Source organism: Marichromatium sp. AB32 (genome assembly GCF_003718675.1).
GTDB lineage: Bacteria > Pseudomonadota > Gammaproteobacteria > Chromatiales > Chromatiaceae > Marichromatium > Marichromatium gracile.
In genome coordinates this window covers 1-26,132 of the sequence record NZ_RHFJ01000001.1, presented here as the reverse complement: position 1 = coordinate 26,132, position 26,132 = coordinate 1, and the positions used below count along the sequence as shown (strand labels likewise).

22 protein-coding genes and 1 tRNA gene are annotated in these 26,132 nt (G+C 66.6%); 11 read left to right on the top strand and 12 right to left on the bottom strand.

What is annotated here, in order from left to right:
• Nucleotides 1–2: 2 nt before the first annotated feature.
• Both EBL85_RS00115 and EBL85_RS00110 read left to right on the top strand, forming a co-directional pair.
• Nucleotides 3–4,523: a PAS domain S-box protein gene (locus EBL85_RS00115; RefSeq protein WP_123141819.1), complete on the top strand. Its 4,521-nt coding sequence runs from the start codon at nucleotides 3–5 to the stop codon at nucleotides 4,521–4,523.
• Nucleotides 4,520–5,470, top strand: a complete 951-nt coding sequence (locus tag EBL85_RS00110; protein ID WP_223805965.1) for a diguanylate cyclase domain-containing protein — start codon at nucleotides 4,520–4,522, stop codon at nucleotides 5,468–5,470. Before EBL85_RS00115 ends, EBL85_RS00110 begins: the two co-directional genes overlap by 4 nt.
• A 167-nt stretch (nucleotides 5,471–5,637) precedes the next feature.
• Here EBL85_RS00110 and EBL85_RS00105 read toward each other — a convergent pair.
• The 5 genes from EBL85_RS00105 to EBL85_RS00085 form a co-directional block, all read right to left on the bottom strand.
• Nucleotides 5,638–5,712 (bottom strand) — tRNA-Val (locus tag EBL85_RS00105).
• Between the two features lie 160 nt (nucleotides 5,713–5,872).
• Nucleotides 5,873–6,763 carry an alpha/beta fold hydrolase gene (locus EBL85_RS00100; RefSeq protein ID WP_123141818.1) on the bottom strand — a complete coding sequence of 297 codons (891 nt, stop codon included), beginning with the start codon at nucleotides 6,761–6,763 and terminating at the stop codon, nucleotides 5,873–5,875.
• Entirely contained in the window at nucleotides 6,760–7,371 is a 612-nt protein-coding gene (locus tag EBL85_RS00095) for a flavin reductase family protein (RefSeq protein ID WP_123141817.1), read from the bottom strand. The genes EBL85_RS00100 and EBL85_RS00095 overlap by 4 nt, the downstream gene beginning before the upstream one ends.
• 14 nt (nucleotides 7,372–7,385) lie before the next feature.
• Entirely contained in the window at nucleotides 7,386–7,769 is a 384-nt protein-coding gene (locus EBL85_RS00090) for a cupin domain-containing protein (protein WP_123141816.1), read from the bottom strand.
• A complete protein-coding gene (locus tag EBL85_RS00085) occupies nucleotides 7,766–8,494 on the bottom strand; it encodes a transposase (protein ID WP_123140237.1) in 729 nt (242 codons plus the stop codon). The genes EBL85_RS00090 and EBL85_RS00085 overlap by 4 nt, the downstream gene beginning before the upstream one ends.
• A 348-nt stretch (nucleotides 8,495–8,842) precedes the next feature.
• Here EBL85_RS00085 and prfB point away from each other — a divergent pair.
• Nucleotides 8,843–9,941, top strand: a protein-coding gene (prfB, locus tag EBL85_RS00080) for a peptide chain release factor 2 (RefSeq protein WP_123140238.1) whose coding sequence is annotated in 2 segments (ribosomal slippage) — nucleotides 8,843–8,917 and nucleotides 8,919–9,941 — 1,098 coding nt in all. Because the reading frame shifts where the segments join, the coding sequence is not laid out codon by codon here.
• Between the two features lie 16 nt (nucleotides 9,942–9,957).
• On the top strand, nucleotides 9,958–11,487 hold the full coding sequence (gene lysS / locus EBL85_RS00075) for a lysine--tRNA ligase (protein WP_123140239.1): 1,530 nt from the start codon (nucleotides 9,958–9,960) through the stop codon (nucleotides 11,485–11,487).
• 17 nt (nucleotides 11,488–11,504) lie between these two features.
• On the opposite strand, the gene EBL85_RS00070 is transcribed toward lysS, so the two are convergent.
• Entirely contained in the window at nucleotides 11,505–12,545 is a 1,041-nt protein-coding gene (locus tag EBL85_RS00070; protein ID WP_223805962.1) for a folate-binding protein YgfZ, read from the bottom strand.
• Between the two features lie 220 nt (nucleotides 12,546–12,765).
• On the opposite strand from EBL85_RS00070, the gene EBL85_RS00065 reads away from it, so the two are divergent.
• Nucleotides 12,766–14,598 carry an RNB domain-containing ribonuclease gene (locus EBL85_RS00065; RefSeq protein WP_123141815.1) on the top strand — a complete coding sequence of 611 codons (1,833 nt, stop codon included), beginning with the start codon at nucleotides 12,766–12,768 and terminating at the stop codon, nucleotides 14,596–14,598.
• A 130-nt stretch (nucleotides 14,599–14,728) separates the two neighbouring features.
• On the opposite strand, the gene EBL85_RS00060 is transcribed toward EBL85_RS00065, so the two are convergent.
• Complete coding sequence (locus EBL85_RS00060; protein WP_123140242.1) at nucleotides 14,729–15,256, bottom strand: DUF882 domain-containing protein; 528 nt, start codon at nucleotides 15,254–15,256, stop codon at nucleotides 14,729–14,731.
• Between the two features lie 742 nt (nucleotides 15,257–15,998).
• On the opposite strand from EBL85_RS00060, the gene EBL85_RS00055 reads away from it, so the two are divergent.
• The gene (locus tag EBL85_RS00055) at nucleotides 15,999–16,691 is read left to right on the top strand and encodes a lytic transglycosylase domain-containing protein (protein ID WP_165913479.1); all 693 of its coding nucleotides are present in this window, start codon (nucleotides 15,999–16,001) and stop codon (nucleotides 16,689–16,691) included.
• 24 nt (nucleotides 16,692–16,715) lie between these two features.
• Here the strand turns inward: EBL85_RS00055 and EBL85_RS00050 are convergent, their stop codons facing one another.
• Both EBL85_RS00050 and EBL85_RS00045 read right to left on the bottom strand, forming a co-directional pair.
• Nucleotides 16,716–16,937 carry a hypothetical protein gene (locus EBL85_RS00050; RefSeq protein WP_062276091.1) on the bottom strand — a complete coding sequence of 74 codons (222 nt, stop codon included), beginning with the start codon at nucleotides 16,935–16,937 and terminating at the stop codon, nucleotides 16,716–16,718.
• Between the two features lie 108 nt (nucleotides 16,938–17,045).
• On the bottom strand, nucleotides 17,046–17,900 hold the full coding sequence (locus EBL85_RS00045; protein WP_123141814.1) for a pentapeptide repeat-containing protein: 855 nt from the start codon (nucleotides 17,898–17,900) through the stop codon (nucleotides 17,046–17,048).
• A 177-nt stretch (nucleotides 17,901–18,077) separates the two neighbouring features.
• On the opposite strand from EBL85_RS00045, the gene EBL85_RS00040 reads away from it, so the two are divergent.
• From EBL85_RS00040 to EBL85_RS00025, 4 genes are all read left to right on the top strand, one after another.
• Nucleotides 18,078–19,355 (top strand): bifunctional O-acetylhomoserine aminocarboxypropyltransferase/cysteine synthase, encoded by a 1,278-nt coding sequence (locus EBL85_RS00040; RefSeq protein ID WP_123140244.1) that lies wholly within the window; start codon nucleotides 18,078–18,080, stop codon nucleotides 19,353–19,355.
• Between the two features lie 37 nt (nucleotides 19,356–19,392).
• Nucleotides 19,393–20,310 (top strand): bile acid:sodium symporter family protein, encoded by a 918-nt coding sequence (locus EBL85_RS00035; protein WP_123141813.1) that lies wholly within the window; start codon nucleotides 19,393–19,395, stop codon nucleotides 20,308–20,310.
• Between the two features lie 472 nt (nucleotides 20,311–20,782).
• Nucleotides 20,783–21,709: a protein-methionine-sulfoxide reductase catalytic subunit MsrP gene (msrP, locus tag EBL85_RS00030; protein ID WP_123141812.1), complete on the top strand. Its 927-nt coding sequence runs from the start codon at nucleotides 20,783–20,785 to the stop codon at nucleotides 21,707–21,709.
• Entirely contained in the window at nucleotides 21,709–22,359 is a 651-nt protein-coding gene (locus EBL85_RS00025) for a sulfite oxidase heme-binding subunit YedZ (RefSeq protein WP_123141811.1), read from the top strand. Before msrP ends, EBL85_RS00025 begins: the two co-directional genes overlap by 1 nt.
• On the opposite strand, the gene EBL85_RS00020 is transcribed toward EBL85_RS00025, so the two are convergent.
• Nucleotides 22,311–22,640 (bottom strand): hypothetical protein, encoded by a 330-nt coding sequence (locus EBL85_RS00020; RefSeq protein WP_123140248.1) that lies wholly within the window; start codon nucleotides 22,638–22,640, stop codon nucleotides 22,311–22,313. The two genes, EBL85_RS00025 and EBL85_RS00020, sit on opposite strands and share 49 nt — an antisense overlap.
• A gap of 1,087 nt (nucleotides 22,641–23,727) precedes the next feature.
• On the opposite strand from EBL85_RS00020, the gene EBL85_RS00015 reads away from it, so the two are divergent.
• A complete protein-coding gene (locus EBL85_RS00015) occupies nucleotides 23,728–24,387 on the top strand; it encodes a class I SAM-dependent methyltransferase (RefSeq protein ID WP_123141810.1) in 660 nt (219 codons plus the stop codon).
• Between the two features lie 265 nt (nucleotides 24,388–24,652).
• Here EBL85_RS00015 and EBL85_RS00010 read toward each other — a convergent pair whose 3' ends face one another.
• Together EBL85_RS00010 and EBL85_RS00005 are read right to left on the bottom strand one after the other, a co-directional pair.
• Nucleotides 24,653–25,174 carry a transposase gene (locus EBL85_RS00010; protein WP_123141809.1) on the bottom strand — a complete coding sequence of 174 codons (522 nt, stop codon included), beginning with the start codon at nucleotides 25,172–25,174 and terminating at the stop codon, nucleotides 24,653–24,655.
• A gap of 214 nt (nucleotides 25,175–25,388) precedes the next feature.
• A partial coding sequence (locus tag EBL85_RS00005) for a lipopolysaccharide assembly protein LapB (protein WP_148040499.1) occupies nucleotides 25,389–26,132 on the bottom strand: 744 nt, incomplete at its 5' end.

The following is a 26,132-nucleotide window of genomic DNA, read 5'->3' as shown; positions in this document are numbered from 1 at the left end:
GCATGAGCTGGAGGGCATTGCAGGCAGCTCAGCTGGTCTGGCTGATGGTTGCGGCCCTGGCCTCCCTGGTCGGTGTCGGTTTCGCCGCCTGGGCGGCGACCCAGCAGGTGACGGCGCGGCTCTTCATCGAGAGCGAGCAGGCGGCGCTGCACGACACGGAGACCCTGCAACGGATGTTGGGCGAGGTCGGTCGTGACCTGCGCTATCTGACCCAGGGTCGGGCGCTGAACGCCTGTGCCGATGAACTGGGGGCGAGCCAGTCGGCGCTGCAGCGCGACTGGGGGGCCTTCATGACGGCCAAGCCGCAGTACGACCAGGTGCGCTGGATCGACGAGACCGGCATGGAGCGCGTGCGTATCGATCAGTCGCCGAAGGGACCGCGAGCGACCGCACCGATCGCGTTGCAGGACAAGTCGGCGCGCTATTACTTCACCGCGACCATGGCGTTGGCGGTTGGCGAGATCTATGTCTCGCCGCTCGATCTCAATGTCGAGTACGGCGGGGTCGAGCAACCCTTCAAGCCGGTGCTGCGCCTGGCCGCGCGCGTGGCCGATCGCAGCGGACACGACTGCGGCATCATCGTCATCAACTATCTGGGCGTGCGTCTGCTCGATGCGCTGGGTGACGTGCGTCAGACCAGCACCTGGCTGCTCAATCACGACGGCTACTGGCTGCGGGCGACACGCCCCGAGGATGCCTGGGGGTTCATGCGCGGGCGTCCCGAGCTGAACCTCGCGGTACGTCATCCCGCCGCCTGGTCACGGATCTCCGGCGCGATGCGTGGCCAGTTCGAGGACGATGACGGTCTGTGGAGCTTCGACACCCTGGTGCCAGCGCAGGTGGTGGCGCGCGATCCGGCGCGGTTCGAGGATGCCGCCGCCGGTGCGTGGAAGGTGGTCGATCATGTGCCGCGCGGGGTCTATCGCGCCGAGCTCATCGCCGTCTGGTTGCGCTATGCCACCATCCTCACCGGGCTGCTCACCGTCATCCTCGGCGCGGGTTGGGCGCTGCAGCGCAGCCAGCGCCGGGTCGAGCGGATGCGCGAGGCGGCGCTGCGTCTCGAGGCGCAGCGAGGCCTGTTCAGCTTCATCGACCAGGGGCTCGCGGGGATGATGGTGATGTCCCCGCAGGGAGAGTTGCAGCAGGTCAACGCGCGTTTCTGCGAGATCGTCGGTCGCGATCGTGATGACCTGATCGGCCGGCGCTGGTCGGATCTCGCCACCTCCGAGGATCCGCAGGCCGATGCGCGGATGTTCGAGACCGTCCTGCAGCAGGGGCGTTCGTGCATGCTCGACAAGCGCTGCCATCGTGCCGATGGCGAGGGCATCTGGGTGACGGTGGCCGTTGCGCCGGTACGTGATGGTGGCGGGGTGGTGACCGACATCGTCGCCCTGGTGCTCGACATCACCGAGCAGAAGCAGGCCAAGGAGCGGTTGCGCCACAGCGAGGAGCGGTTGCGACTGGCCGTCGATGCCGCCGAGGCCGGGGTCTGGACCTGGGACATCGGTGATGACGTCCTCTTCTTCAGTGATCGCTGCAAGGCGCAGTTCGGCCTCTCGGCCGATACCGAGGTCAGCTATCGACGCTTCTTCGAGGCGCTGCACCCGGCCGATCGTGAACGGGTCGACGCCCTGGTGCAGCGCTCGGTGCACACCGGAGAGGACTATGTCACCGAGTACCGGACGCTGTGGCCGGATGGCTCCGAGCACTGGATCAGTGCTCGCGGTCGACTCTATCCCATCGCCGGGCGCGAGCGCGGCCAACTCGGTGGCATCACCCTGGACGTCACCCGACGCCGCCGCATCGAGGCACGGCTGCAGGCGATGACGGCGCGTCTCGAGGCGCTGCTCGAGGCACTGCCGGTCGGGGTCGGCTTCACCAATACGCCCGACTGTCGTCGCGTCAGCGGCAATGCCGCGCTGCGACGTCTGTTCGGGCTCGGCGACGATGACAACCTCTCCGCTTCTTCGATAGATCCTGACGCCTTTGGTTCAAAGGTCCGCTACTGTCTTGATGGCCGCCAGCTGACAACCGATGAGCTGCCGCTGCAGCGTGCGGTACGCGAGGCGCGATCGATCCCCGCCTCGGAGCTGGAGGTGTCTCTCCCCGATGGTCGTCAGTGGACGGCCGAGGTTGCCGCCGCCCCGCTGTTCAACGAGGACGGTCAGTTGATCGGCGGCCTGATCGTGGTCAGTGATGTCAGCGCGCGCAAGCAGGCCGAGCGTGATCTGCAGGCACTCAATCTCGACCTGGAGCGTCGGGTGGAGGAGCGCACCGCCGAGGCGCGCGCGGCCAGTGCCGCCAAGAGTGACTTCGTGGCGAACATGAGCCACGAGGTGCGCACACCGATGAACGCCGTGCTCGGCTTCCTCGAGATCCTGCTCGATACCCCGCTGCAGCCGGAGCAGCGTGAGCTGGTGGGCAAGGTCAGGCGCTCGGCCCGGGCGCTGCTGGGGTTGCTCAACGACATCCTCGATTACTCCAAGCTCGACGCCGACAAGGTCGAGCTGGAGACGGCCCCCTTCGTGCTCGATGAGCTGTTGCGTGAGAGCGCCGAGCTGTTCGCCGTCACTGCCGCGGAGAAGGACGTGGAGCTGCTGATCGACGCGCCTCGTTCACTGAGCGGTTGCTATCGTGGCGATGCGCTGCGTCTGGGGCAGGTGCTCAACAACCTGCTCGGCAACGCCATCAAGTTCACCGATCAGGGGCATGTCGTCCTCGCGGTGCGGGGGAAAGGCGAGGAGGGCGGCCGGCGGTGGCTGCGCTTCGAGGTGCGCGATACCGGTATCGGGATCAGCAGCGAGCAGGCCGTGCGGTTGTTCCAGCCTTTCAGTCAGGCCGATCTCTCGACCACGCGCCGCTTCGGCGGAACCGGGTTGGGGCTGACCATCTGTGATCGACTGGTCCGGCTGATGGGCGGTGATATCGGTGTCGACAGCCGCGAGGGCGAGGGCAGTCTCTTCTGGTTCTCGCTGCCGCTCGAGATCGCCGATGGCGAGGTTGTTTCGAATCATGTCGAGGCGCTCACGCCCGGGCGGGTGCTGGTGGTCGATAGCCACGCCGAGGCGCGCGAGATCCTCGCGCGTTATCTCGGTAGCTGGCGCCTGGCGGTCGACAGTGTCGCCGACACCGACGATGCGCTCGGACGGATCCTGCAGGCCGATCAGCGGGGCGAGCCCTTCTCGCTGGTGCTGGCCGATTGGCGAATGCTGCGTCATGACGGGCTGTGGCTGCTCGATCAGATGCATGGCGCCGCCGCGCTCGGTCATCGGCCGGCTACCGTGGTGATGGTCTCGGCCTATGAGCACCAGGCGCTGTTGCGAGCGGTTGTCGAGGCGCCGGTGAAGCCCGAGAAGGTGTTGAAGAAACCCTTTACCCAGTCATCCCTGTTCGATGCCATCATCGGGCTGCAACAACATGGGCAGGTGGGCCTGCCCGAGCCCCGTCCCTTCGAGGCCAGTCCCTATGCGGGTGCCGAGCGCATCCGTGGCGCGCGGGTGTTGTTGGTGGAGGACAATCACACCAACCAGGAGATCGCACTGGCGATGCTCGGCAAGATGGGGCTGGAGGTGAGCATGGCCGACAACGGTCGCGAGGCGCTGGCGCGCTTTGCCGAACAGCCGCCAGACCTGGTGCTGATGGACCTGCAGATGCCGGAGATGGATGGTTTCGAGGCCACTGCCGCGCTCCGTGCCACCGCGCGGGGGCGTGAGGTGCCGATCGTGGCGATGACGGCGGCGGCATTCGAGAGCGATCGCGAGCGGGTGAGTGCCGCGGGGATGAACGACTTCATCGCCAAGCCCGTCGATCCGCGGCAGCTCGTCTCGGTGTTGCTGCGCTGGTTGCTCGATGGCGCCGAGTCCGAGGGCGAGACGGGGGCGGTGGATGTCGCCGCAGGGGCCGCACCGAGCGAGGAACTCGACCTGGCCTCGGTACGCGAGCGACTCGACGACGACGACGCCTTGCTGCGGGTCGTCCTCGATGGTTTCCTGCGCGATGTCGCCGACTGGCCCGCGCAGTTCGCCGCCGCCCGCAGCGGCGGCGATGGGCCGGGCGCGCTGCGTCTGGCGCATACCCTCAAGGGGGCGGCGGGCAATGTCGGCGCGGTAGGGGTGCAGCATGCGGCGCAGGCATTGGAGCGTGCGCTGGCCTCGACGACGGTCGACGCCGAGACCATCGACGGGCTGGAGGCCGAGTGTCTGGCCGCGCTCGACTCGGGCATCGTCGCGCTACGCACTGCGCTGGCCACCGACCTTGCCGCCGAGGGAGATATTGCCGCGAGCGAGATCGATGACGGCGGGCAGGATCTGGATGCCGCGCGGACGCTGATCGCGGAGCTGGAGTCGCTGTTGCAGGGGCACCGCATGGTGTCGGATGAGCTGTTGCGGCAACTGCGCGCGCGCCTGAGCGGACATGAGGCCGCTGAACGGGTCGATACCCTGCTGGCGCAGGTCGATGGGTTCGCCTATCCGCAGGCCCTGGAGACACTGCAGATCATGAGCGAGAGGTTGACATCATCATGAGTGCGCCGATCGTCGATATCCGCGACCCCTATGATGGCCTGACCGGGCCGGAGCGGCCGCGTCTGCTGGTGGTCGAGGACGACCCTACCAGTCTGCGCCTGATCGCCAGGATCCTCGGCGAGACCTACACCCTGATCATTGCCACCAACGGCAAGGATGCGCTGCGTCTGGCCGCCGACGCCCCCGAGCTGATCCTGCTCGACTACCATCTGCCCGACATCGACGGGCTGGACGTGTGTCGGCAATTGCACGCCAACCCGCTCACCGCGGAGATCCCGGTGATCTATGTCACTGGCGATCAGGACCCCCACCTCGAGGCCGAGGGGCTGCAGGCCGGAGCGATGGATTTCGTCACCAAGCCCTACTCGGCGGCGGTGCTGCGGGCGCGGATCAACACCCATGTGCAACTCAAGCGCAAGAGCGATCTGCTCGCGCTGCTTGCCGAGCGCGATGGCCTGACCGGGGTGGCCAATCGGCGCGTCTTCGATCAGCAGCTCGAACGCGAATGGCGGCGCGGGCTGCGGCACCGGACGCCGCTCTCGGTGGTCATGGTCGATGCCGACCACTTCAAGTCCGTCAACGATACCTGGGGGCATCTGGTCGGGGATGAATGTCTGCGTGGCATTGCCCGCTGTGCCGCTGTGCACCTGAAACGCCCGGCCGACCTGCTGGCGCGTTATGGGGGGGAGGAGTTCGTGCTGCTGCTGCCCGAGACCGATGCCGGGAGCGCCCGTGCCCTTGCCGAGATGATCCGCGAGGAGATCCGGACCCGCTTTGCCCAGGCCTCGGCCGAGCGCGGCGAAGGCCCCTGTCTGACCGCGAGCTTCGGCTGCGCCACCATCATTCCCGATGAGCAGGCATCGCCCGAGACGCTGCTGCGGGTTGCCGATCGCAATCTCTATCTGGCCAAGACCGGCGGGCGCAATCGTGTCGAGCCTGCGCTGTGAGCGGTAGGTGCCAAGCGCCGAGATTGATCGGTATCAGGTCGTCGGGTGAGTTGATCGACGGTTGGGGAGAGGCGTGGGCGCAGGTGCACCCGGGGACCGATGGGTACGGTCGGTGTGATCGGCGGACATAAAAAAAGCCGGCTTGAAGCCGGCTTTTTTGCGGAATTTGGTGGGCGCAGGTGGGATCGAACCACCGACCCCTGCCGTGTGAAGGCAGTGCTCTCCCGCTGAGCTATGCGCCCCGAAGAGGCTGCAAATATTAATGCCGCCTCCGGGGTTCGTCAACCCCCGGTCACGATTTTTTTCTTCTTTCAGGTCTGGCCCTGCTGGTCGAGGTCGCCGGGGGTGGGATCTGTGTGCGTCGTTGCGCTGTGCTGGCGCGGATGCTCGACTGCTGTCGTGTCAGTCATGGACTGTGATCAGCCCCTTGAGGATGCCGTGGCCGTGACGGACCGGTAGCGAATAATGCCCCTCGCCGTGGAGGATGCGTGCGCGACAGTCGGGGAGGTGGCGCGCGTACCAATGGGCATGGGCGACCGGGACGGTGTTGTCGGTATCGCCGTGCCAGAGGGTGATCGCCCGGTCGATGCGATCTGGCTCGAAGCCCCAGGGACGCGGGTAGAGGTGGAGGTCGCGCCGGGCGCCGTGAGCGCCATCGCGCATCGCGTCGACGATGGTGCGATCGAGCGCGGCGGTGACCTCGGGGCGGTCGAGCACGGCGCGATCGGGGGCGGCTGCGTTGCGATAGCGCAGCCGTGCGACCACCTCGGGACGGGCGGCGAGCAGCGCCGGGATGGGGCCGGTGTAGAAGCGGTTGGTCAGGCGCGGGAGACGGCGTGCGAGCGACAGGCTGGCGCGCACGCCCGGGGCCATGGTGCGACGGACCGGCGCGAGATAGATCGGCCCGAGCGGGCAGATCAGCGTACAGCGTTCGATCCGCGCGGGCAGGGCGGCGAGGCAGGCCAGCGCATAGGGACCGCCGCCGGAGACGCCGATCAGATCGAAGCGGTCGATACCGAGCCGCTCGGTCAGCTCGGCAAGATCGGCCGGCCAGTCGTGGATCTGGCGTCCCGGCCGATCGCTGGAGAGCCCGTAGCCGGGGCGGTCGGGGGCGATCAGGCGAATGCCCTCGATGCGCGCGGCCTGGTGTAGCAACCCCGCCTCCTGGCGTGAACTGGGGAATCCGTGACAGTAGCAGACCGGGTGACCGTCCGGCACACCGTATTCGGTATAACCGAGCTGACGCCCGTCGCCCAGCCTCAGGCGGCGATCATGCGGTGCGGGGATGGTCATGCCGGTGGGGTGTCTCTGTCGGTGTGGGCTCGGGCGCGCCAAGCACGGATGGCCTCGGCGTCGGTGGCGCGGTCGGCGGCATAGCGTCGATCGAGCTCGGCCAGCCGTGCATCCGGTGCGCGGCCCAGCCCGGAGACCGTCAACGCCGGCGCCGCCGTGCCGGCGTGTCCGGCATCGTGCGCGGCAAGCAGGTAGACACTGCGATCGCCGATCTCCATACGCTGCTCGACCTCGGTGTCGAGCCAGGCGAGGGCGGCACCATAACGCGGCGTACCGCTTGGGGTGCGCGCGACCTCGAGTCCGGCGAACTTGTCGTGATGGTGCCCGCTCGCCAGAGCGAAGCGCCACACCGCCTCGAGATCGTCGGCGTGCAGCAGGTGCAGCACGGCTCGACCGCTGCGTTCGATCAACCCCCAGGTGTGATGATGACGGGCGACGGTGAGCAGGAGTCGGGGCGCCTCATGGACGATCGAGGCGCGGGTCACCGAGCTGGCGATGAAGCCGCCCCGGCGTGCGCCATCGCTGGCGGTGACCAGCCACAGCGGTGGGTCGTAGAGACCGAACACCTCGGCGATGGTTGCGGCGGACTGGGGCGAGGGCGCTCGCATACGAATCTCCGGGGTCAGTCGCGCGGTGCCGGGTCGATGTCCTGATAGACCTCGGGGCGGAAGCGCGGGGTGCAGATGGCGAGAAAGACCAGATCATCGGTGCCGATGTTGGCGATGCGCTGGGGGGTGGCGGCAGGGATGCGGACCAGGTCGCCGGGTCCGACATCCCGGTCGGTGCCGTCGTCGAGCGCGATGCGTCCGCTGCCGCGGAGGATCAGATAGCGCTCGGTGGTGGCCGCGAGCCGATGCAGACGGGTGGCGGTGCCGGGTGCGACCCGGGCGCGCGCGATCGAGACCTCGGGGTCATCGGCCCGGTTCCAGGTCTCGAGAATGAAGCAGCCTTCCTCGAAGAAGTACTCCGCCCCGGGGTCGGGGCGGTGGATCTCGATGGTGCTCATTGCGTTGCGGCCGCAGCGGCCGCGCGTCGCCGATAGGCCGCCGAGCGCCGATCGCCGCCCCGGGGGCGGGGCTGCGGGCGACGGTTGAGGGCGCTGGCGATGCGTGTGCAGAAGGCGTCGTCGCCGAGTACCCAGGCCTTGTTGGTGGAGTCGCGGATGCGCCCGAGCAGTGGCTCGCCGACGGGGGTCTCGGCCAGTCGCGCATAGTGCTCGCGTCTGGCCTTCATGCTGCGTCCGAGCCGGTTGTATTCGGTGTGCGGAGTGGTCAGCGGATCGTCCTCGCCGAGCGCGTTGGCGCCGTGGCTCGACCAGCCGTAATCGGCCGGGTGATCGACCAGACCGGCGCGCACCGCGTTCGACTCGATATAGAGCGAGACGGGGAGCAGATAATCCTTGGGGTCGAGCAGGGTGGCGCGATAGCGACCCTCCCAGAGGGTGCCGGTACGTTCGTAACGGGCGTTGAAGTATTGGACGTAATAGCGCCCGACATACTGCATGAGCTTGCCGATGCCGTTTTCCTGGTGTGGGGTCAGCAACAGATGAAAGTGGTTCGGCATCAGCACATAGGCGTGGATCGAGCACTGGAACTTCTCGGTCGCCGCCTTGAGCTTCTCCCAGATGAACCAGTAGTCATCTTCCTCGAAGAGGATACGCTGACGGTTGTTGCCGCGCTGGATGACGTGCTGCGGGTAACCGGGCAGGACGAATCTTGGTAGACGTGCCATGGCTAGGGTCGGATCCGGTTGATTGCCTTACCTTGCAGTATAGCCAGCTGGCGCTGGATTGCAGGCTGATGACAGGACCGATCTCGGGGTCTGAGTGGCGCGAAGACTGCATGTTGGCGAGCGGCTCTAGATGACCCCGGAGATCGATGCCGGAGAGCGTCGCCCGGGTGCCGTTCCATGAGGGGCGGGGCGATGCGACCGCTGTGCGCCGCGGCCGCTGTCGGTGTGTGTACGTTGGTGGTCGATCGCGGCCTGCGGTGTCGGCGCTCGCCGGGCAGGCCGGTTCCGGGGTGGCGTTGGCTGGCGCTGAGGAATTATCATTAGACGTTTTACCCGCTGGAGCGCCGCATGCTCGATATCAATCCGATCGCCTCGCAGATCAATGACCTGAAGGGACGCCTGCAGTCCCTTAGGGGGTATCTTTGACTACGATGGCCGTCAAGAACGCCTGACCGAGGTCCTGCGCGAACTCGAGGACCCCGACGTCTGGAACGAGCCCGATCGCGCTCAGGCACTCGGTCGCGAGCGCGCCACCCTGGAGGCGGTGGTGGTGACCATCGATGAACTCACCTCGGGGCTGGCCGACGCCGATGACCTGCTGGCGATGGCCGTCGAGGAGGAGGACGCCGACACCGTCGCCGCGCTCGAGGCCGATCTCGCCGGTTACGAGGCCCGGGTCGCCGAACTCGAGTTCCGTCGCATGTTCTCGGGCGAGATGGATGCCAACAACGCCTTCGTCGACATCCAGGCCGGATCCGGCGGCACCGAGGCCCAGGACTGGTCGGAGATGCTGTTGCGGATGTATCTGCGCTGGGGCGAGCGTCGTGGCTTCAAGACCGAGCTGATGGAGGCATCGGCCGGCGAGGTCGCGGGCATCAAGTCTGCCACCATCAAGTTCGAGGGCGAGTACGCCTTCGGCTGGCTGCGCACCGAGACCGGCGTGCACCGCCTGGTGCGCAAGTCGCCGTTCGACTCGGGCAACCGCCGTCACACCTCGTTCGCCTCGGTGTTCGTCTCCCCCGAGATCGACGACACCGTCGACATCGAGATCAATCCGGCGGATCTGCGCATCGACGTCTATCGCGCCAGCGGCGCCGGCGGTCAGCACGTCAACCGGACCGAGTCGGCGGTGCGTATCACCCATAACCCGACCGGCATCGTCACCCAGTGCCAGAACGACCGTTCGCAGCACAAGAACAAGGATCAGGCGATGAAGCAGCTGCGCGCCAAGCTCTACGAGCTGGAGATGCAGAAGCGTCAGGCCAGTCAGCAGGCGCTGGAGGACAGCAAGTCCGACATCGGCTGGGGCAGCCAGATCCGCTCCTACGTGCTCGACCAGTCGCGGATCAAGGATCTGCGCACCGGCGTCGAGATCGGCAACACCCAGTCGGTCCTCGACGGTAACCTCGACCCCTTCATCGAGGCCAGCCTCAAGAGCGGCCTGTGACGACCCGGAGACCCAGATGACCGAACAGGCACAACAGCCCGCCGTCGACGCCGACGAGAACAAGCTGATCGCGCAGCGGCGCGAGAAGCTCGCCGCGCTGCGCGAGGCGGGGGTGGCCTTCCCCAACGACTTCCGTCGCGACGCCCTCGCCGCCGACCTGCTCGAGCGTTATGCCGAGGTCGACGGCGAGGCGCTCGAGGCGCAGCCGGTGCGCGTGCGCCTCGGCGGCCGACTGATGAGCCGCCGGGTGATGGGCAAGGCAAGCTTTGCCCACATCCAGGACATGAGCGGACGCATCCAGCTGTTCGTGCAGCGCGACCAGCTCGGTACCGACGCCTATCAGGCGTTCAAGCGCGACCTCGACCTCGGCGACATCCTCGGCGTCGAGGGCGTGCTCTTCCGCACCCGCACCGGCGAGCTGTCGGTCAAGTGCGACAGCGTGCGCCTGCTGACCAAGTCGCTGCGTCCGCTGCCGGAGAAGTTCCACGGCCTCACCGACATGGAGAGCCGTTACCGCCAGCGCTATCTCGACCTGATCATGAACGCCACCACCCGCGAGACCTTCCGGGTGCGTACCGCGATCGTGCAATTCATCCGCGAGTATCTCAACGCCCGCGGCTATCTCGAGGTCGAGACCCCGATGATGCAGGTGATCCCGGGCGGCGCCGTGGCGCGTCCCTTCATCACCCATCACAACGCGCTCGACATGGACCTGTTTCTGCGCATCGCCCCCGAGCTGTTCCTCAAGCGACTGGTGGTCGGCGGTTTCGAGAAGGTCTACGAGATCAACCGCAACTTCCGCAACGAGGGGCTCTCGACCCGGCACAACCCCGAGTTCACCATGCTCGAGTTCTATCAGGCCTATGCCGATTATCGCGACCTGATGGATCTCACCGAGGCGATGCTGCGGGCGATGGCCGAGCGCGTGCTCGGGCGTACCACCATCGACTACCAGGGCGCGAGCTACGACTTCGGCAAGCCGTTCGCGCGGATGACGGTGCGCGAGGCGATCCTCCACTTCAACCCCGAGCTCGGCGCCGCCGACATCGATGATCTCGATGCCGCGCGTCGCGTCGCCGAGGGGATGGGTCTCGCGGTCAAGCCGGGCTGGGGCCTGGGCAAGGTGCAGATCGAGCTGTTCGAGCACACTGCCGAACACCAACTGATGGACCCGACCTTCATCACCGAGTACCCGACCGAGGTCTCGCCGCTGGCGCGGCGCAACGACGCCAACCCCTTCGTTACCGACCGTTTCGAGTTCTTCGTCGGCGGGCGCGAGCTGGCCAATGGCTTCTCCGAGCTCAACGACGCCGAGGACCAGGCCGAGCGCTTCCGCAAGCAGGTCGAGGAGAAGGAGGCCGGGGATCTCGAGGCGATGTACTACGACGCCGACTATGTGCGTGCGCTCGAGCACGGCATGCCGCCGACCGCGGGCGAGGGCATCGGCATCGACCGGCTGGTGATGCTGTTCACCGACGCCCCGTCGATCCGCGACGTGCTGCTGTTCCCGCACATGCGTCCCGAGGGGCGCGGTTCGGCGGCCTGAGCTACCGAACCGCCTCCTCAGGCCGCGGGTTCGAGGGCATAGGGCAGGGGCTGAACCTTCAGCACCGGCCCGTGCTCGCCGAGCCGCGCCTCGCCATGCTCGGCGATCGCGATCTCGAGGACCACCAGCAGTTCGTAGCGCCCGGCGCCGTGTGGCGCGGCGTCGACCACCCGACCGCTGGCCTGACCCGAGCTGCTCGCCGCCGCGAACAGGACGTCGCCCGGCTGCGGCGCCGGCGCCTCGGCCGGCTCGAGGGTGAGGGTGGCGCGATACATGCGGCGCTTGAGTTTGCCCAGGTGATGCATCCGGGCGACGACCTCCTGTCCGGTGTAGCACCCCTTGTTGAAGCTCACCCCGTCGATCAGTTGCAGATTGAGCATCTGCGGGATGAAGGCCTCGGCGGTCCCGGCATGGACGCTGGGCAGCCCGGCGCGGATGTCGAGCCGTCGCCAGATCGCGCCGTCGCTCGGTGTGGCGTGCGCGGCCAGCGCCTCCCACAGCCCGCGCGCACGTTCGAGCTCGGCGAGCAGCAGATAGCGTGGTGTGGCGTCGGGCAGGGCGATGACCGCAACCCCGTCGCGCTGCGCGAGTCCGTTGGCGTGCGCCGGCACCGCCAGCTCGAGCCGTTCGAGCAGCGCCGGCGCCTCGGTGCCGGCCAGGCCGAGCACGACCAACTGGTCGCCGGCGGCCTCGAGCCGCACGCGGCTACGCAGCACATAGCGCCGCAGATGGGCAAGCGTCGTCTCGATGCGCTCGGCGGGCAGCAGCAGCGCCCGGATCTCGTCGAGCGCGATCAGCCGGCCGCAGGCCAGTACGCGTCCCTTCTGGGTACAGAGCGCGGTGAGCTGGGTGTGCTCGGCGGAGAGTTCGCGTACATCGTTGGTGAGTTGCCCCTGGAGGAAGTCCGCGGCATCCTCGCCCCGGGCCAGCAGGACATCGAACTGGGTGAGCGCGAACAGTCGGCATGCCTCGCCGGTCGGGTGTTCGGGAAAGTGCGCCTGACCGAGATCGTCGAACCGGGCGCCGTGTGCGTCGAGAAAGTCTCGCCATTGCGTCATCATCAACCCCTGCCTTGGGAACCTTCGGTTGCTGATTGGGAACTTGCCAATCCTTATGCGACCGAAGCGTGCCCGAGACAACCCCGGCGGCTTGCATGCCGCCCGGGAGACGGTCGCCCCGGGCGACCGTCTTCGCCATCGTCGGCACCCACAACCCGAAGCCAGCAGGGAGCCTGTGCGCTCGTTCGTGCGGCCCCGTCCATATGGAGAGATCAGCCCCTTGTCGAGATATCAAGCGACCCCGCCCGTAGACAGTCTGGTGCTCTACAAGACCCATCCGGCCCGCGTCCTCGGCGTCGGCGACAAGATCGAGATCCAGCTCGACGGCGGCAGTACCAAGCGCGTGCGTCCCAAGGACATCGTGCTGCTGCATCCGGGGCCGTTGCGTTCGCTCGGTGAACTCGAGACGCGCCCCGAGGGCGCGGTGGAGGACGCCTGGGAGCTGCTCGAGGGCGAGCAGACCACGCTCGAGGATCTCGCCGAGCTGGCCTTCGCCGAGTTCACCCCGGTGACGGCCTGGGCGAGCTGGCTGCTGGTTGCCGAGGGGCTGCGTTTCTGCGGCACCCCCGAGTCGATCACGGTGCGCTCGCGTGCCGAGGTCGAGCGCGATCGCGCCGAGCGCGAGGCTAAGGCCGCCGCCGAGCGTGACTGGAAGGCCTTTCTCGAGCGCATGCGTGCGGCCACCCCGACCGCGGAGGATCGCGGACGACTCGCCGAGGTCGAGCGGCTGGCGCTGGGGCAGACCGAACGCAGTCGTATCCTCGAGGCGCTCGGTTATCCGCAGACCCCGGAGCACGCCCATCGCGCGCTGGTCGAGGTCGCCTACTGGCCGGCCAACCACAATCCCTATCCGGCGCGCCGCGGCGTGCCCGGGGAGGACGCCGCGCTCGCGGTGCCGGCGCTGGACGAGGACGAGCCGCGGCTCGATCTCACCCATCTCGAGGCCTTCGCCATCGACGACGAGGGCAACGAGGACCCGGACGACGCCCTGAGTCTCGATGGCGAGCGGGTCTGGGTCCACGTGGCCGATGTCGGTGCCCTGGTCGCGCCGGACGGTCCGCTCGATCTCGAGGCGCGCAGTCGGGGTGCCAACCTCTATCTGCCCGAGGGCATGGTCAAGATGCTCCCGCCCGAGACCACCACCCGGCTCGGGCTCGGGTTGCAGCCGGTCTCGCCGGCGCTCTCCTTCGCCATGCGTTGCGACGAGCAGGGCGAGCTGCACGACATCGAGGTCCATCGCAGCTGGGTCAGGGTGCAGCGCCTGACCTATACCGAGGTCGAGCGACGCCTCGATGAGGCGCCCTTTGCCGCGTTGCGCGCCACGATTGCGCGTTTTCATGCCCGTCGCCAGACCAATGGCGCCACCCGACTGGCGTTGCCCGAGGTCAGTGTGCGTGTCGAGAACGGCGAGGTGCGGATCCGCTCACTGCCGCGGCTCGAGAGTCGCGAGCTGGTCACCGATGCCATGCTGATGGCCGGCGAGGCCGCCGCGCGGCTCTGTCTCGAGCACGGCCTGGCGATCCCCTTCGCCACCCAGGCCGCACCGGATCCGGCCGAGGAGGCCAGCGACCTGGCGAGCATGTATGCGCGCCGGCGCTGCTTCAAGCCGACCCGCTTGCTGTGTGAGCCCGATCTTCACGCCGGCTTGGGGCTGGCGCTCTATACCCGTGCCACCAGCCCGCTGCGTCGTTATTCCGACCTGCTGGTCCATCAGCAGCTGCGGGCCTGGCTCGCCGGCGCGACGCCGCTCGATCGCGAGCAGGTGGTCGAGCGGGTCGCGCAGGCGGAGCTGGCCGCCGCTGCGGTGCGCCGCGGCGAGCGACTCTCCAATCAGCACTGGAAGCTGGTCTATCTGCGTGACAACCCCGGATGGCGGGGCGAGGGCGTGGTGGTCGGTCTGGAGGAGCGCAGGGCGGTGGTGCTGGTGCCCGAGCTGGCGCTGGAGGCGCGGATACGGACCCGTGAGCGGCTGGCGCTCAACGACACCCTCAAGCTGGCGCTCGCCGATGTCGATCTGCCCGAGCTGAACGTGAGTTTCCGCGTGCTCGGTTGAGCTGTCGCGGCTTCGGGTATACCCTTGCGAACTTTGTGGCTTACTGCCGGGGCGTGGAGCGCCCCCGGCGGGCGGTCTGCCGGCGCCGCCCGTCCCCCTCGGGGGCGAGCGCCGTCCGGGCTTCGATGCCTCAGGCGCCCCAGCGGCGCACCGTGCCGGTGTCGAGATGGACGAAGTTCGAGCGCGGGTAGTAACCGACACCGCCACGACCGAGCGCGACGGCGGTATCGCGCAGATGGCGGATGGAGAGGTCGGGGAAGCGGACGTCGACGGCCTGTCCGGTCATGTGCAGGCTCTTCTTGGCGACGCCGCGCGAGGTGCGGCGCAGCATCGCATTGGTGCGGGGCGAGCGGTAGGCGCTGAGGATCTGGTAGGTGGCGTCGGGGTCGCCGAGACGCAGCTTGACGTCGTAGAGGATGTCGAAGAGTTGCGGGTCGATGGCGACGATGTCGTCGGTGCGGAAGTCGCGGAAGAAGTGATTGAGCTTGTTCAGCGCTGCGCGTTGGTAGCGATCCCCGATGCGATAGGTGACGGCGATCTTCTCGTCCGTGTGCATGTGGTGCAGGGATAGCACCCGCGGGCGCTCGCTCGGCGACTTGGCCAGTACGGGCGCAGCTGCGGTCGATAGGGCGAGCCCCAGGAAATGGCGTCTGTTCATGTTCCCCCCCGGTACATGATGTTCAACGGATTGTATGGCGAAGATTTTTCCCTAATGCATCCAGCGTGAACGCATGACGTGTAAATGACGGCATTGCGTTCGACAGTGGTGCAGCTGGGAGCGGGCGAGCAGCCCGAAGTGACGTCGACATCCTGTGCATGTGCCCGCTCCATGGGGTTTTCATTATATCCATGCGGCCGATTGAGTCAAATGGAGATTGCCAAATAATGATTATTTGGAAACCTGAGAATTAACATTAGGTGTTATTGGTAAGGTCTTGTTGTTGTTTTTTCTGTTTTTGGGTTTTAATAAATGAAGTGATTTATTAATTCAGGTGCTCGAATCTACTCGAAGTCCTGTTGCTCGTCATTTTCGAAGCTTTTTTGAGTTTCGCTTTGTTGTTTCAAGTTGCTGTTTTTGATGGTTTTGAGGAATTGCTTTAACAGCTTTTTGAGTTGATGCTGTTTCTCTTGTTCTGAATGATTTCTTTTTTGTTTTTCTGACAGGTTTTTCGAAGAATATTTTTTTGCGCTTTGCTGTTTTTCATTCGCTGGAGAAGTCGTGGTTGAATGGCGGTGAAGATTGTTGTTTCATGACTGAAACGCGCAGAGGTTCCTGCCATCCGGCTCGGGGACTGAACGTCAACCCAGGTGTGGCGACGATGGTCGTCGGACTCACTTCAGGGAGGCGCATGATGTCGGCGCAACGCATTGATAAATCAGCGCGCGTGAAGGTGTGGCAGATGCTGTTTGGTGCCTTCGGCGGGGGTGTTTGGCTGCTGTGCTGGGGGGGCGTGCCGATCGCGATGGCCGACGTCTACAAATATGCCGACGCACACGGCAACGTCTATTTCACCGATGTGCCGCTCAAGGGTGGACAGTACCGCTTGCAGTGGCACCGTGAGTCCGGTCAGCTCGCCGAGGAGAACCGCTCCAGGTTCTCGCAGCTGCAGATCGAGCGCTCGCCCAGGGGCGAGTCCAAGCCGCTCAGCCGCTCATTGCGGGCCCGGCGCGCGCGCTACGAGGCGTTGGTCTCGGCCAACGCGCGCCGTCACGGACTCTCGCCGGCGTTGCTGCACGCGGTGATCCGCGCCGAGTCGGCCTATGATCCGCGCGCCGTCTCATCGGCGGGCGCCCAGGGGCTGATGCAGTTGATGCCGGCCACGGCGGCGCGCTACGGCGTCGCCGACAGCTTCGATCCGGCCGACAACGTCAGCGGCGGCGCGGCCTATCTGCGCGATCTGCTGGATCTCTTCGACAATGACCTGCGTCTCGCCCTGGCCGGCTACAACGCCGGCGAGGGTGCGGTGCTCAAGCACGGGCGCAAGATCCCGCCCTATGCCGAGACCCAGGCCTATGTGCGCAAGGTATTGCAGTATCTGTGGGCCGAGCGCCCGGTGCACGTGACCATCTCGAGCGTACCGGGTGAGGACTGAGGTGGACGGCCAGCGGCGCTGTGCTCAGTCCTCGCCGATGACGCGCTCGTCGCGCGGGGTCGAGAGCAGTCGCTCGGCCTCGGCCTGTTGGGCGGCGAAGATCAGCCGGTAGTCGACGCCCGGCGGGGCCTCTGCGGCCTGGCGGCGGCTGCGCACCAGGGCGCGGGCGTCCTGGTAGTGCTCGAAGGTGTCGAGGTGTTCGAGCTTGAGCGGCTGCTGGGTGATGCTGTAGACGAAATACGGCATGCGGGCACTCCTGATACCGCCATCGGGCGGCTCGATCCCTGTGGGGTGGCGTTCGAGTGTATCGCAAAGTCGGGCGCCGGTGGATCGCCGCCGGCGCCCGTATCGGGCTCAGCGCAGGTTCTTCTTGTAGGAGGGCACCTGGGCGTTGCGCGCCTTGGAGACGTTGGCGAATTCCAGGGTGACGCTCGCCAGCTCCACCCGGGTGAAGTCGGCGCCGGTGAGATCGGCACGATGGAGGATGGCGCCGCCGAGCACAGCATCGGTGAGATCGGCGTCGGTGAGATCGGCGTAGCGGAAGTTGGCGTCCTGCGCCGAGGCATGACAGAGCCGCGCGCCGCGCAGATCGGCGCCTTCGAGATTGGCGAGATTGAGCACGGTGAAGCCGTCGCTGAAGGCGCTGCCGAGATCGGCCTCGCAGAGCCGGGCGCGGGTGAGGTTGGCGTCGTTGAGATGACTGTCGCGCAGATCGGCGCCGCTGAGATCGGCCTCGGCGAGGTTGGCCTTGATCAGGAGCGCGCGATGGGCGTGCACCCCGACCAGGTTGGCGCCCTGGAAGTCGGCGCCGCGCAGGTCGGCATGGGCGAGGGTGGCCCCGGCGAGATCGGCCTGGCGCAGCTCGACGTTGCGCAGGTCGGCGCCGCTGAGATCGGCCCCGGCCAGTCGTGCGGCGTTGAGCATCGCCGCGCGCGACGGGCGCTCAGCCCCGAGCCGGGCGCGCGTCAGGTTGGCCTCGGCGAGATCGGCTGCGCGCAGCTGCGCACCGACCAGGATCGCCTCGCGCAGGCAGGTCCCGTGCAGCCGGGCGCCGACCAGATCGCTGGCGCTGAGGTCGGCGCCGCTGAGATCGAGCCCCGAGAGATCGGCGCCGTCGAGCCGCATGTCGCGCAGGTCGGCGCCGACGAGAGTGTCGCGCTCGATTTCCGCCAGCACCTCGCCACTGTCGCGGTGTCTGATTTCGATCATGCCGGGATCTCCTCCTGGTCCTTGTCGTTGTTGGGTGGGGCCGGGGTCGTTGACGCCTCCCGCGCCGACCCGGGCCGATCGACAGCCTGTCGATCACGCGGATAAGATTCTCGGTTCGGCGACCGATGGCGGCCGTCGCTCGTGGGCGATTCACGAGACCATTCAACAGGAAGCGCCATGAAACTCGAAACTCTTGCCATTCATGCCGGGTTCGAACCCGATCCCACCACCAAGTCGGTGGTGACCCCGATCTACCAGACCACCAGCTACGCCTTCGACGACACCCAGCACGGCGCCGATCTGTTCGACCTCAAGGTCCCGGGGAATATCTACACCCGGATCATGAATCCCACCACCGACGTGCTCGAGCGTCGGGTCACGGCGATGGAGGGTGGGGTCGGTGCGCTGGCCTTCGCCTCCGGCATGTCGGCGGTGACCAACGCCATCTTCACCCTGGCGCAGGCCGGCGACAACATCGTTGCCGTCTCGCGGCTCTACGGCGGCAGCTACAACCTGTTCGCCCACACCCTGCCGCGGCTCGGCATCGAGGTGCGCTTCGCCGAGCCCAACGACATCGCCGCCATGGATGCCCTGGTCGATGCCAAGACCAAGGCGGTGTTCTGCGAGTCGATCGGCAATCCCGCCGGCAACGTCGCCGACGTCCAGGCGATGGCCGACATGGCCCACGCCCACGGCGTGCCGCTGATCGTCGACAATACCGTGCCCTCGCCCTATCTGCACCGTCCCTTCGAGCACGGCGCCGATATCGTGGTCCACGCCCTGACCAAGTACATGGCCGGTCATGGCACCACCATCGCCGGGATGATCGTCGACTCCGGCAAGTTCCCCTGGGCCGAGCACGCCGAGCGCTTCCCGATGCTCAACCAGCCCGATCCGTCCTATCACGGCGTGGTCTACACCCAGGACATGGGCGAGGCGGCCTTCATCACCCGCGCCCGGGTGGTACCGCTGCGTAACATGGGGGCGGCGCTCGCGCCCTTTAACAGCTTCCTGGTGCTGCAGGGCATCGAGACCCTGGCGGTGCGCATGGACCGTCACTGCGAGAACGCCCTGGCCGTCGCCCAGTATCTCAAGGACCACCCGCGCGTGGCCTGGGTGCGCTATGCCGGTCTGCCCGACAGCCCGGACTACCCGCTGATCCAGCGCTACATGGATGGCGGCAAGGCCAGCGCCATCCTCTCGTTCGGCATCAAGGGCGGTCGCGATGCCGGTGCGCGCTTCATCGACGCGCTCAAGCTCACCGTGCGGCTGGTCAACATCGGCGACTCCAAGACGCTCGCCTGCCACCCGGCCACCACCACCCACCGCCAGCTCTCGCCCGAAGAGATGGCGCGCGCCGGGGTCAGCGAGGACCTGATCCGGCTCTCGGTCGGCATCGAGCACATCGACGACATCATCGCCGATCTCGATCAGGCCCTGGCCGCCTCGGCCTGATCCGTTCGGCCCCGCGCCCGGCGCGGGGCCCCCCGTCATGGATCGGATCACCACACTGTTTCCGCTCTGGGCGCTGGCTGCGAGTCTGCTGGCGCTCACCTTTCCAGACCCCTTGGCCGCGCTCAAGCCCGGTATCGTGCCGCTGCTCGGGGTGGTGATGTTCGGCATGGGCGCGACCCTGAGTCCGGGCCAGTTCAGCGCGGTGTTGCGTCGCCCCGGGGTCATCGGCCTGGGCGTGGTCCTGCAATACCTGCTGATGCCGTTTGCGGCCTGGGCGATCGGACTCGCCCTCGGTCTGCCGCCGCAACTCCTCGCCGGGCTGGTGCTGGTCGGCGCCGCCCCCGGTGGCACCGCCTCCAACGTCATCTGTTATCTGGCGCGCGGCGATCTCGCGCTCTCGATCACCCTGACCACGGTCTCGACCCTGCTCGCGGTGGTGCTCACCCCCGTGCTCACCCTGCTCTATGTCGGCGAGCGGGTCGCGGTCCCCGCCCTCGACATGTTCTGGTCGATCCTGCGCATCGTGCTGGTGCCGGTCGCACTCGGGGTGCTGGTCAACCGGCTGCTGGGGGCGCGGCTGGCGATGTTCGAGCGGGTCTTCCCGCTGATCTCGGTGGCGGCCATCGTGTTCATCATCGCGGTGATCGTGGCGCTCAATCACGACCAGCTCGTCACCCTCGGGCCGCTGGTCGCGCTTGCCGTGGTGCTGCACAACCTCACCGGATTGAGTCTGGGCTATACGCTGGCGCGCCTGCTGGGGCAGGGCGAGGCGCGGGCGCGGACCCTGGCGATCGAGGTCGGGATGCAGAACTCGGGGCTCGCCGTGGCGCTCGCGATCAAGTCCTTCTCCGCCGCCGCGGCACTGCCCGGTGCGCTGTTCTCGATCTGGCACAACCTCTCCGGCGCGCTGCTCGCCGCCTGGTGGTCGCGGCGGCCACCGCCGTCTGGGGCTTGAACCGCATCTTGAACCGCGAAGGCACAAAGCGCGCAAAGGGGGGGAAGAGCTTCCAGCGATCAGCCGCCAGCCGCCAGTGGTGGTCTGTCCTCAATCACTGGCGCGAAGCGCAGTCGCTGGAGCTAAAGGCGGCTGTCAGCGTCGTAGGATGGGCAAAGCGCAGCGTGCCCATCAAGGGTCGCGCTGCCGTCGAGTACGGCGCCCACTGGAGGCTGACGACTGGAGGCTTAACCCCCTTCGCGTCCTTCGTGTCTTTGCGATTTTTTGATTATCAACGGCTTGTAAATTTTTGATGATCCTAGATCGAGGATGAGGGCTTGCGCGGGGGAGGTGTTTGCCCCACCTCGTGGGAATCCTTCCATCGGTTGCCGGATCGCTCGAAACCACTGCTCTATTGGTGCCTAACCCCTTGGCGGGGTGGGCGTGGTGGTGGCGTCGGCGGCGGTGGGTGACGACCCGAGGAGCCTCCGTCATGCTGATTCGCAAGCCTGCCGATATCCCGTCCTCCGAGATCACCCCACCGGAGGTATGGCGCGCGCGTCGTACCTTCATCCAGGGCGCCGCGCTGGGTGTGGGCGCGGCGGCGCTGGCGCCGCTCGGCGCCGTCGCTGCGACCTATCCGCGTCCCGGCGAGGACGAACCACTGACCCCGCGCGAGTTCGTCACCGGCTACAACAATTTCTACGAGTTCGGGACCGACAAGGGGGACCCGGCGGCACACGCCCATCGGCTGCGCACCCGGCCCTGGTCGGTGGTGGTCGATGGCGAGTGCGCGCGTCCCGGCGAGATCGGCATCGAGGACATCCTCAGCGGGTTCGATCAGCAGGAGCGCATCTATCGGCTGCGTTGTGTCGAGGCCTGGGCGATGGTGATCCCCTGGCTCGGCTTCCCGCTCGGTGAGCTGCTGGCGCGTTTCGAGCCGACCTCGCAGGCGCGCTATGTCGCCTTCGAGACCCTGTTCGACCCCGAACAGATGCCCGGTCAGCGTCGCCGGGTGCTCGACTGGCCCTATCGCGAGGGGCTGCGTATCGACGAGGCGATGCACCCGCTGACGCTGCTCGCCACCGGGCTCTATGGCGAGACCCTGCCGAACCAGAACGGCGCGCCGCTACGGCTGGTGGTGCCCTGGAAGTACGGCTTCAAGAGCATCAAGTCGATCGTGCGCATCCGCTTCACCGCCGAGCAGCCGCCGGCGACCTGGAACAGGATGCAACCCGACGAGTACGGCTTCTATGCCAACGTCAATCCCGCCGTCGACCATCCGCGCTGGAGCCAGAAGAGCCATCGCATGATCGGTGGCGGCTGGCTGGCGAAGCGGCGCGAGACCCTGCCGTTCAACGGCTATGCCGAGGAGGTCGCCGGGCTCTATGCCGGCATGGACCTGAGGCGCTTTTACTGATGACCGGGCGCGACTGGGTGGCCTGGGCCAAGCCCGGGGTCTTTCTGCTCTGTCTGCTGCCGCTGGCGTTGACCCTGGCGCAGGGGCTCGGTGGTGGGCTGGCGCTGGGGGCCAATCCGGTCGAGACGCTGCTCCATCGCAGCGGGCTGTGGACCCTGCGGATGCTGCTGCTCACCCTCGCGCTGACCCCGCTCAGTCGCGCCCTCGGGCGGCCCTGGCCGATCCGGCTGCGGCGCATGCTGGGGCTGTTCGCCTTCTTCTACGGCATGCTCCATCTGCTCGTCTATCTGTGGCTCGACCGCGCGCTCGACTGGCCGGTGATCGTCGAGGACCTGACCGAGCGGCCTTACATCATCGTCGGCATGGTGGCGCTGGTGCTGATGAGCGTGCTGGCGCTGACCTCGACCCGTGGCTGGCAGCGTCGGCTGCGGCGCAACTGGAAGCGGTTGCACCGCGTCGTCTACCTGATCGCGGTGCTCGGGGTGTTGCACTTCCTCTGGCTGGTCAAGGCCGATCTGCGCGAGCCGCTGATCTATGCCGTCATCCTCGGCGTGCTGCTGGCGCTGCGGCTGCCCTGGGGGCGTTGGCGGCGCGCCTGGGCTCAGTCGGCTCCGGCGGTGGCGCGGCGCTCGGCGAGTTCGTCGCGATAATCGAGGAAGTCGAGCAGGTGTGCGCCCAGCCGGGCGTCGATCTCGCCGGCCTCGGGTTCGTGCTCGGGCTGGTCGCGATGCCGATAGGCCAGATCCGGGGCCACCATCTCCAGGGTGATGTAGGCGAACAGGCTCTCGGCGACCAGGGTCGCGGCCCGGCAGCGCCATTCCGGCTGGTCGCGATCGAGCCGGGCGAGCCGTTCGGGTTCGATGGTGCCGGTCTGCAACCGGGTCCAGTCCTCGATCAGTTGGCGGGTGGGGGCGTCGGTGGTGTCGTGCATGGCGTCTGGCTCCGGGAACTGAATCGGCCAGTCTAGGGATGCCTCCGGGGAGGGTAAACCCCGGACCCCGTCCGGGGTGGAGGCCGATGTCCGAGGCGAGGTGTTCCCGCGTGGCTGTGAATGGTCTTCTGATCCAGCCTCTCAGGGGCCGAGGCGCTCTTGTGTTCGCGCTCTTTACGTGTTCCTCGCCGATCTTTCCATGCGCGTGACTTTTTCGGTTTCGAATCTTTTTGATTGTTTTTTATCAGGGTCTTATGGCCATTTTTCGGGGGTTCTTGAGAAGTCTTCGCTTGTGTCGCTTCGTTTTATCGGTATCATAAAAAACACAAATCAGCTTCACGGCGCCATGCTCTCACCAAGTCGGTGGGTGTTGCGGGGATGCCTGTTTCGACCCCTGTGATGGCGTGACAGGACAGGGTGATCGCGGCCAGTCCCCGCGCACCATCTACGCCGGAATCGGATATGCGCCGGTTGATCGGATCGCCCAGGTCACTGGCGTGAAGCTGTACCGTCTTTTCGTTCAACCGAGGACGCACGCGGGAGCGCCATCGCGCTTCCGCTGATGATCCGGCGGCTCGGTCATCGCCGATGATCGCCGGGACGTCCCGTCTCCATTCGCGCAGCAGTGCGCGTATCCGCCGCGTGGCGTGTCTGCCCGACTCAGGTCTCGGGTCCATGCCTCGCGATCCGCCGACAGGTCGTCGCGCCGCCCAGTGGCGTGGCCCTCGGCCCCCGACGCCGCCGCATGCGGCGTCTCGCGCGAATCTCGCGCCTCGTGCCCACCCGCGAATCGGGTGGCCAGCCAATGTCAATCGTCGCTCGGCGTCAGCGTGTGGTCTTCGGTCCACGCCATAAAAGCGCGCGTGTCCAACGGACCGCGCGCGCAACGAACCGCGCGATGCGGCTGCGCGCGCCGTCGCGATGTTATCGACCGTTGCAATGTGTTGGGGAGAGACCCCTGACGAAATGAAGTGAGGCCCGTCATCCGCGATGCTCAGGACGTGGGTACGCATTGCTCCTCACCAGTGCGAGGCAATCACCACGGCGAGTGCGCTTCTCGTGCTTGCCACAACACCACGGAGAGACCATGACCGACTCCAAGTCCATGAATCAGGCCGATCGTGATGTCAGCAAGCTGATCGGTGTGACCGCCGCCAAGCTCGACGAGCTCGAGCAGTACTACGACAGCTGGTCCGAGACCTACGAGGACGACCTGACGTCGATGGGCTACGAGGCCCCGCGCCTCGCCGCCGAGGCGATCAAGTCGCACCAGATCGACCCCGCGCAGCCGATCCTCGACGCCGGTTGCGGCGTGGGCCTGACCGGGCTGCACCTGGGCAAGCTCGGCTACACCGCGATCACCGGTGTCGACTACTCCCCCAAGTCGCTGGAGAAAGCCGAGGCGCGCAACTGTTACGCCGAGCTGGCGCGCGTCGACCTCAACAAGCCGCTGGACTTCGCCGAGAACCACTTCGCCGCCGCCCAGTGCATCGGCACCCTGACCTATATCGACAACATGGCCGGGCTGATGCGCGAGTTCCATCGCGTGGTCAAGCCCGGCGGCATCGTCCAGCTCAGCCACCGTGTCGACCTCTATGACGACGCCTACAGACAGGCCCTCGGCGCGCTCACCGACCAAGGCCACTGGACCCACGTCCATCACTCCGAGCCCCAGCCCTACATCCCCGGCCACCAGGACTTTAGTGACGACCAGGCGATCATCTTCGACATATTCCGCGTGAAGTAAGCGTCCCAGGCGATTGATTCGCAAAGGCCTGTGGCCGATGTCCGACATCGGTCACAGGCCGCCGCGTCGCGTTCGCGATCGGCGTGTGTCGGTCTTGCCGCTGCTCCTTGATGCTGGTGCGTACAGGGTGGGCACGTTGCACTTTGCCCACCCGACGAACGATGGCGCGTGGAACCTTGTAGACCGGGCAACGCGCAGCGTGCCCGGCGTCCCGAACCTTCATGTGTCGCGGTAACGGATCAGCCTGCACCTGGCCCGACCGACGCTAGGAATCCCAACCAAGATCTTCCGGCGCCTCACCACCCCAGTCCGGGCTGTATAACCCGGCCCTCACGCAGCGCCGGAAGGAGCTATACGGCCAATCGCGCGGCGCGGCGCAGTAGCCGTGCTTGACGGGGTTGCCATGCACATAGTCCATATGTCGCCGCCAGTCCTGCTCATCACGGATGAGATGCTCCCAGAAACGACGTTGCCATACCCCTGTCTCGCGACGTCGTTGCCGCGATGGCGAGGTCGGCTGGGAGTCGAGGGCGGTGGAGAAACAACGCTTGATGTGCATCCAGCGCGTCGAAAAGTCCGCGTCCCCCTCGGGCAGCCGCCAGATGGTGTGCAGATGATCCGGCAACACCACCAATGCATCGATTTGGAAGGGACGTCGCGCCATCCCCATGCGCAAGGCCCGGCGCAAGGCATCGATGTGCGCGACCAGCAACGGGCGTCGTCCTTCGGTCACCACGGTGAAGAAATAACAGCCCCCGGGTTGGAAACAGCGGCGGTAGTCGGCCATCCGAATGCTCCGAACCTCTATGACATCTTGGGTCGTCCCGTAAGGTTACCCCGTAGGCTGGGCAAAGCGTCGCGTGCCCAGCAAAGCGAAAGCGTCATGTGTCCGGTGCTCTGATCGCCTCGATCGGCGTTCATTCGTCCCCTGCGGGGCCTCGATCGCTGGCGCGTACAGGGTGGGCACGCTGCGCTTTGCCCACCCTACGGTGTAGCGGGGGTTAGGAGGGCGTGGTCAGGTGTTGGCGAAGTTGACGGGCTTGTTCGACGGCGGTTGTGTTTCCCAGTTTCTCGAAGGCCGCTTGTGCCAGGTCCAGGATCTCCAAGGCTTTATCCGGATGCCCGCCCATTGCCAATACCTGTGCCAGGAGCATCCCGACGGCACCGATGCCATCCGGACGTTGCAGTTGGCGCAGGATGACGAAGGCTTGAGCCAGGTCGTCATGGATGTCCTGCAAGCCTTGGTTCTGGTGATCTCCTCGCTGTAGACGGATGCCTGCCATGGCGAATCGGGCATGCGCGATGCCGGCGATATCCTGTAGGTCTTCATAGACCGCAAGCCTTGTTTCATGTAGCGCGAGCGCTTCATCGAGGTTTCCGCGGGCCTGAAGGATGTCAGCGATCTTGCCCTGGGTGACGGCCTTTTCGCGGACGTCGCCGAGTCTTTCGAAGGCTTGGAGAACTTCTTCCGTCAAAATGCGCAGCGCCTCATCGAGGTTTCCGCGGGCCTGAAGGATGTCAGCGATCTGGCCCTGGGTGACGGCCTTGGAGCGGACGTCGCCGAGTCTTTCGTAGACGGGTATTTCTTCTTCTGTGCGGATGCGCAGCGCCTCATCGAGGTTTCCGCGGGCCTGAAGGATGTCAGCGATCTTGCCCTGTGTGACGGCCTTCTCGCGGACGTCGCCGAGTCTTTCGTAGACGGGTATTTCTTCTTCTGTGCGGATGCGCAGCGCCTCATCGAGGTT

Coding starts and splice junctions, on each gene's coding strand:
- EBL85_RS00115 (WP_123141819.1), top strand. CDS start 3: ATGAGCTGGAGGGCATTGCAGGCAGCTCAGCTGGTCTGGCTGATGGTT.
- EBL85_RS00110 (WP_223805965.1), top strand. CDS start 4,520: ATGAGTGCGCCGATCGTCGATATCCGCGACCCCTATGATGGCCTGACC.
- EBL85_RS00100 (WP_123141818.1), bottom strand. CDS start 6,763: ATGACCATCCCCGCACCGCATGATCGCCGCCTGAGGCTGGGCGACGGG.
- EBL85_RS00095 (WP_123141817.1), bottom strand. CDS start 7,371: ATGCGAGCGCCCTCGCCCCAGTCCGCCGCAACCATCGCCGAGGTGTTC.
- EBL85_RS00090 (WP_123141816.1), bottom strand. CDS start 7,769: ATGAGCACCATCGAGATCCACCGCCCCGACCCCGGGGCGGAGTACTTC.
- EBL85_RS00085 (WP_123140237.1), bottom strand. CDS start 8,494: ATGGCACGTCTACCAAGATTCGTCCTGCCCGGTTACCCGCAGCACGTC.
- lysS (WP_123140239.1), top strand. CDS start 9,958: ATGACCGAACAGGCACAACAGCCCGCCGTCGACGCCGACGAGAACAAG.
- EBL85_RS00070 (WP_223805962.1), bottom strand. CDS start 12,545: ATGACGCAATGGCGAGACTTTCTCGACGCACACGGCGCCCGGTTCGAC.
- EBL85_RS00060 (WP_123140242.1), bottom strand. CDS start 15,256: ATGAACAGACGCCATTTCCTGGGGCTCGCCCTATCGACCGCAGCTGCG.
- EBL85_RS00055 (WP_165913479.1), top strand. CDS start 15,999: ATGCTGTTTGGTGCCTTCGGCGGGGGTGTTTGGCTGCTGTGCTGGGGG.
- EBL85_RS00050 (WP_062276091.1), bottom strand. CDS start 16,937: ATGCCGTATTTCGTCTACAGCATCACCCAGCAGCCGCTCAAGCTCGAA.
- EBL85_RS00045 (WP_123141814.1), bottom strand. CDS start 17,900: ATGATCGAAATCAGACACCGCGACAGTGGCGAGGTGCTGGCGGAAATC.
- EBL85_RS00040 (WP_123140244.1), top strand. CDS start 18,078: ATGAAACTCGAAACTCTTGCCATTCATGCCGGGTTCGAACCCGATCCC.
- EBL85_RS00035 (WP_123141813.1), top strand. CDS start 19,393: ATGGATCGGATCACCACACTGTTTCCGCTCTGGGCGCTGGCTGCGAGT.
- msrP (WP_123141812.1), top strand. CDS start 20,783: ATGCTGATTCGCAAGCCTGCCGATATCCCGTCCTCCGAGATCACCCCA.
- EBL85_RS00025 (WP_123141811.1), top strand. CDS start 21,709: ATGACCGGGCGCGACTGGGTGGCCTGGGCCAAGCCCGGGGTCTTTCTG.
- EBL85_RS00020 (WP_123140248.1), bottom strand. CDS start 22,640: ATGCACGACACCACCGACGCCCCCACCCGCCAACTGATCGAGGACTGG.
- EBL85_RS00015 (WP_123141810.1), top strand. CDS start 23,728: ATGACCGACTCCAAGTCCATGAATCAGGCCGATCGTGATGTCAGCAAG.
- EBL85_RS00010 (WP_123141809.1), bottom strand. CDS start 25,174: ATGGCCGACTACCGCCGCTGTTTCCAACCCGGGGGCTGTTATTTCTTC.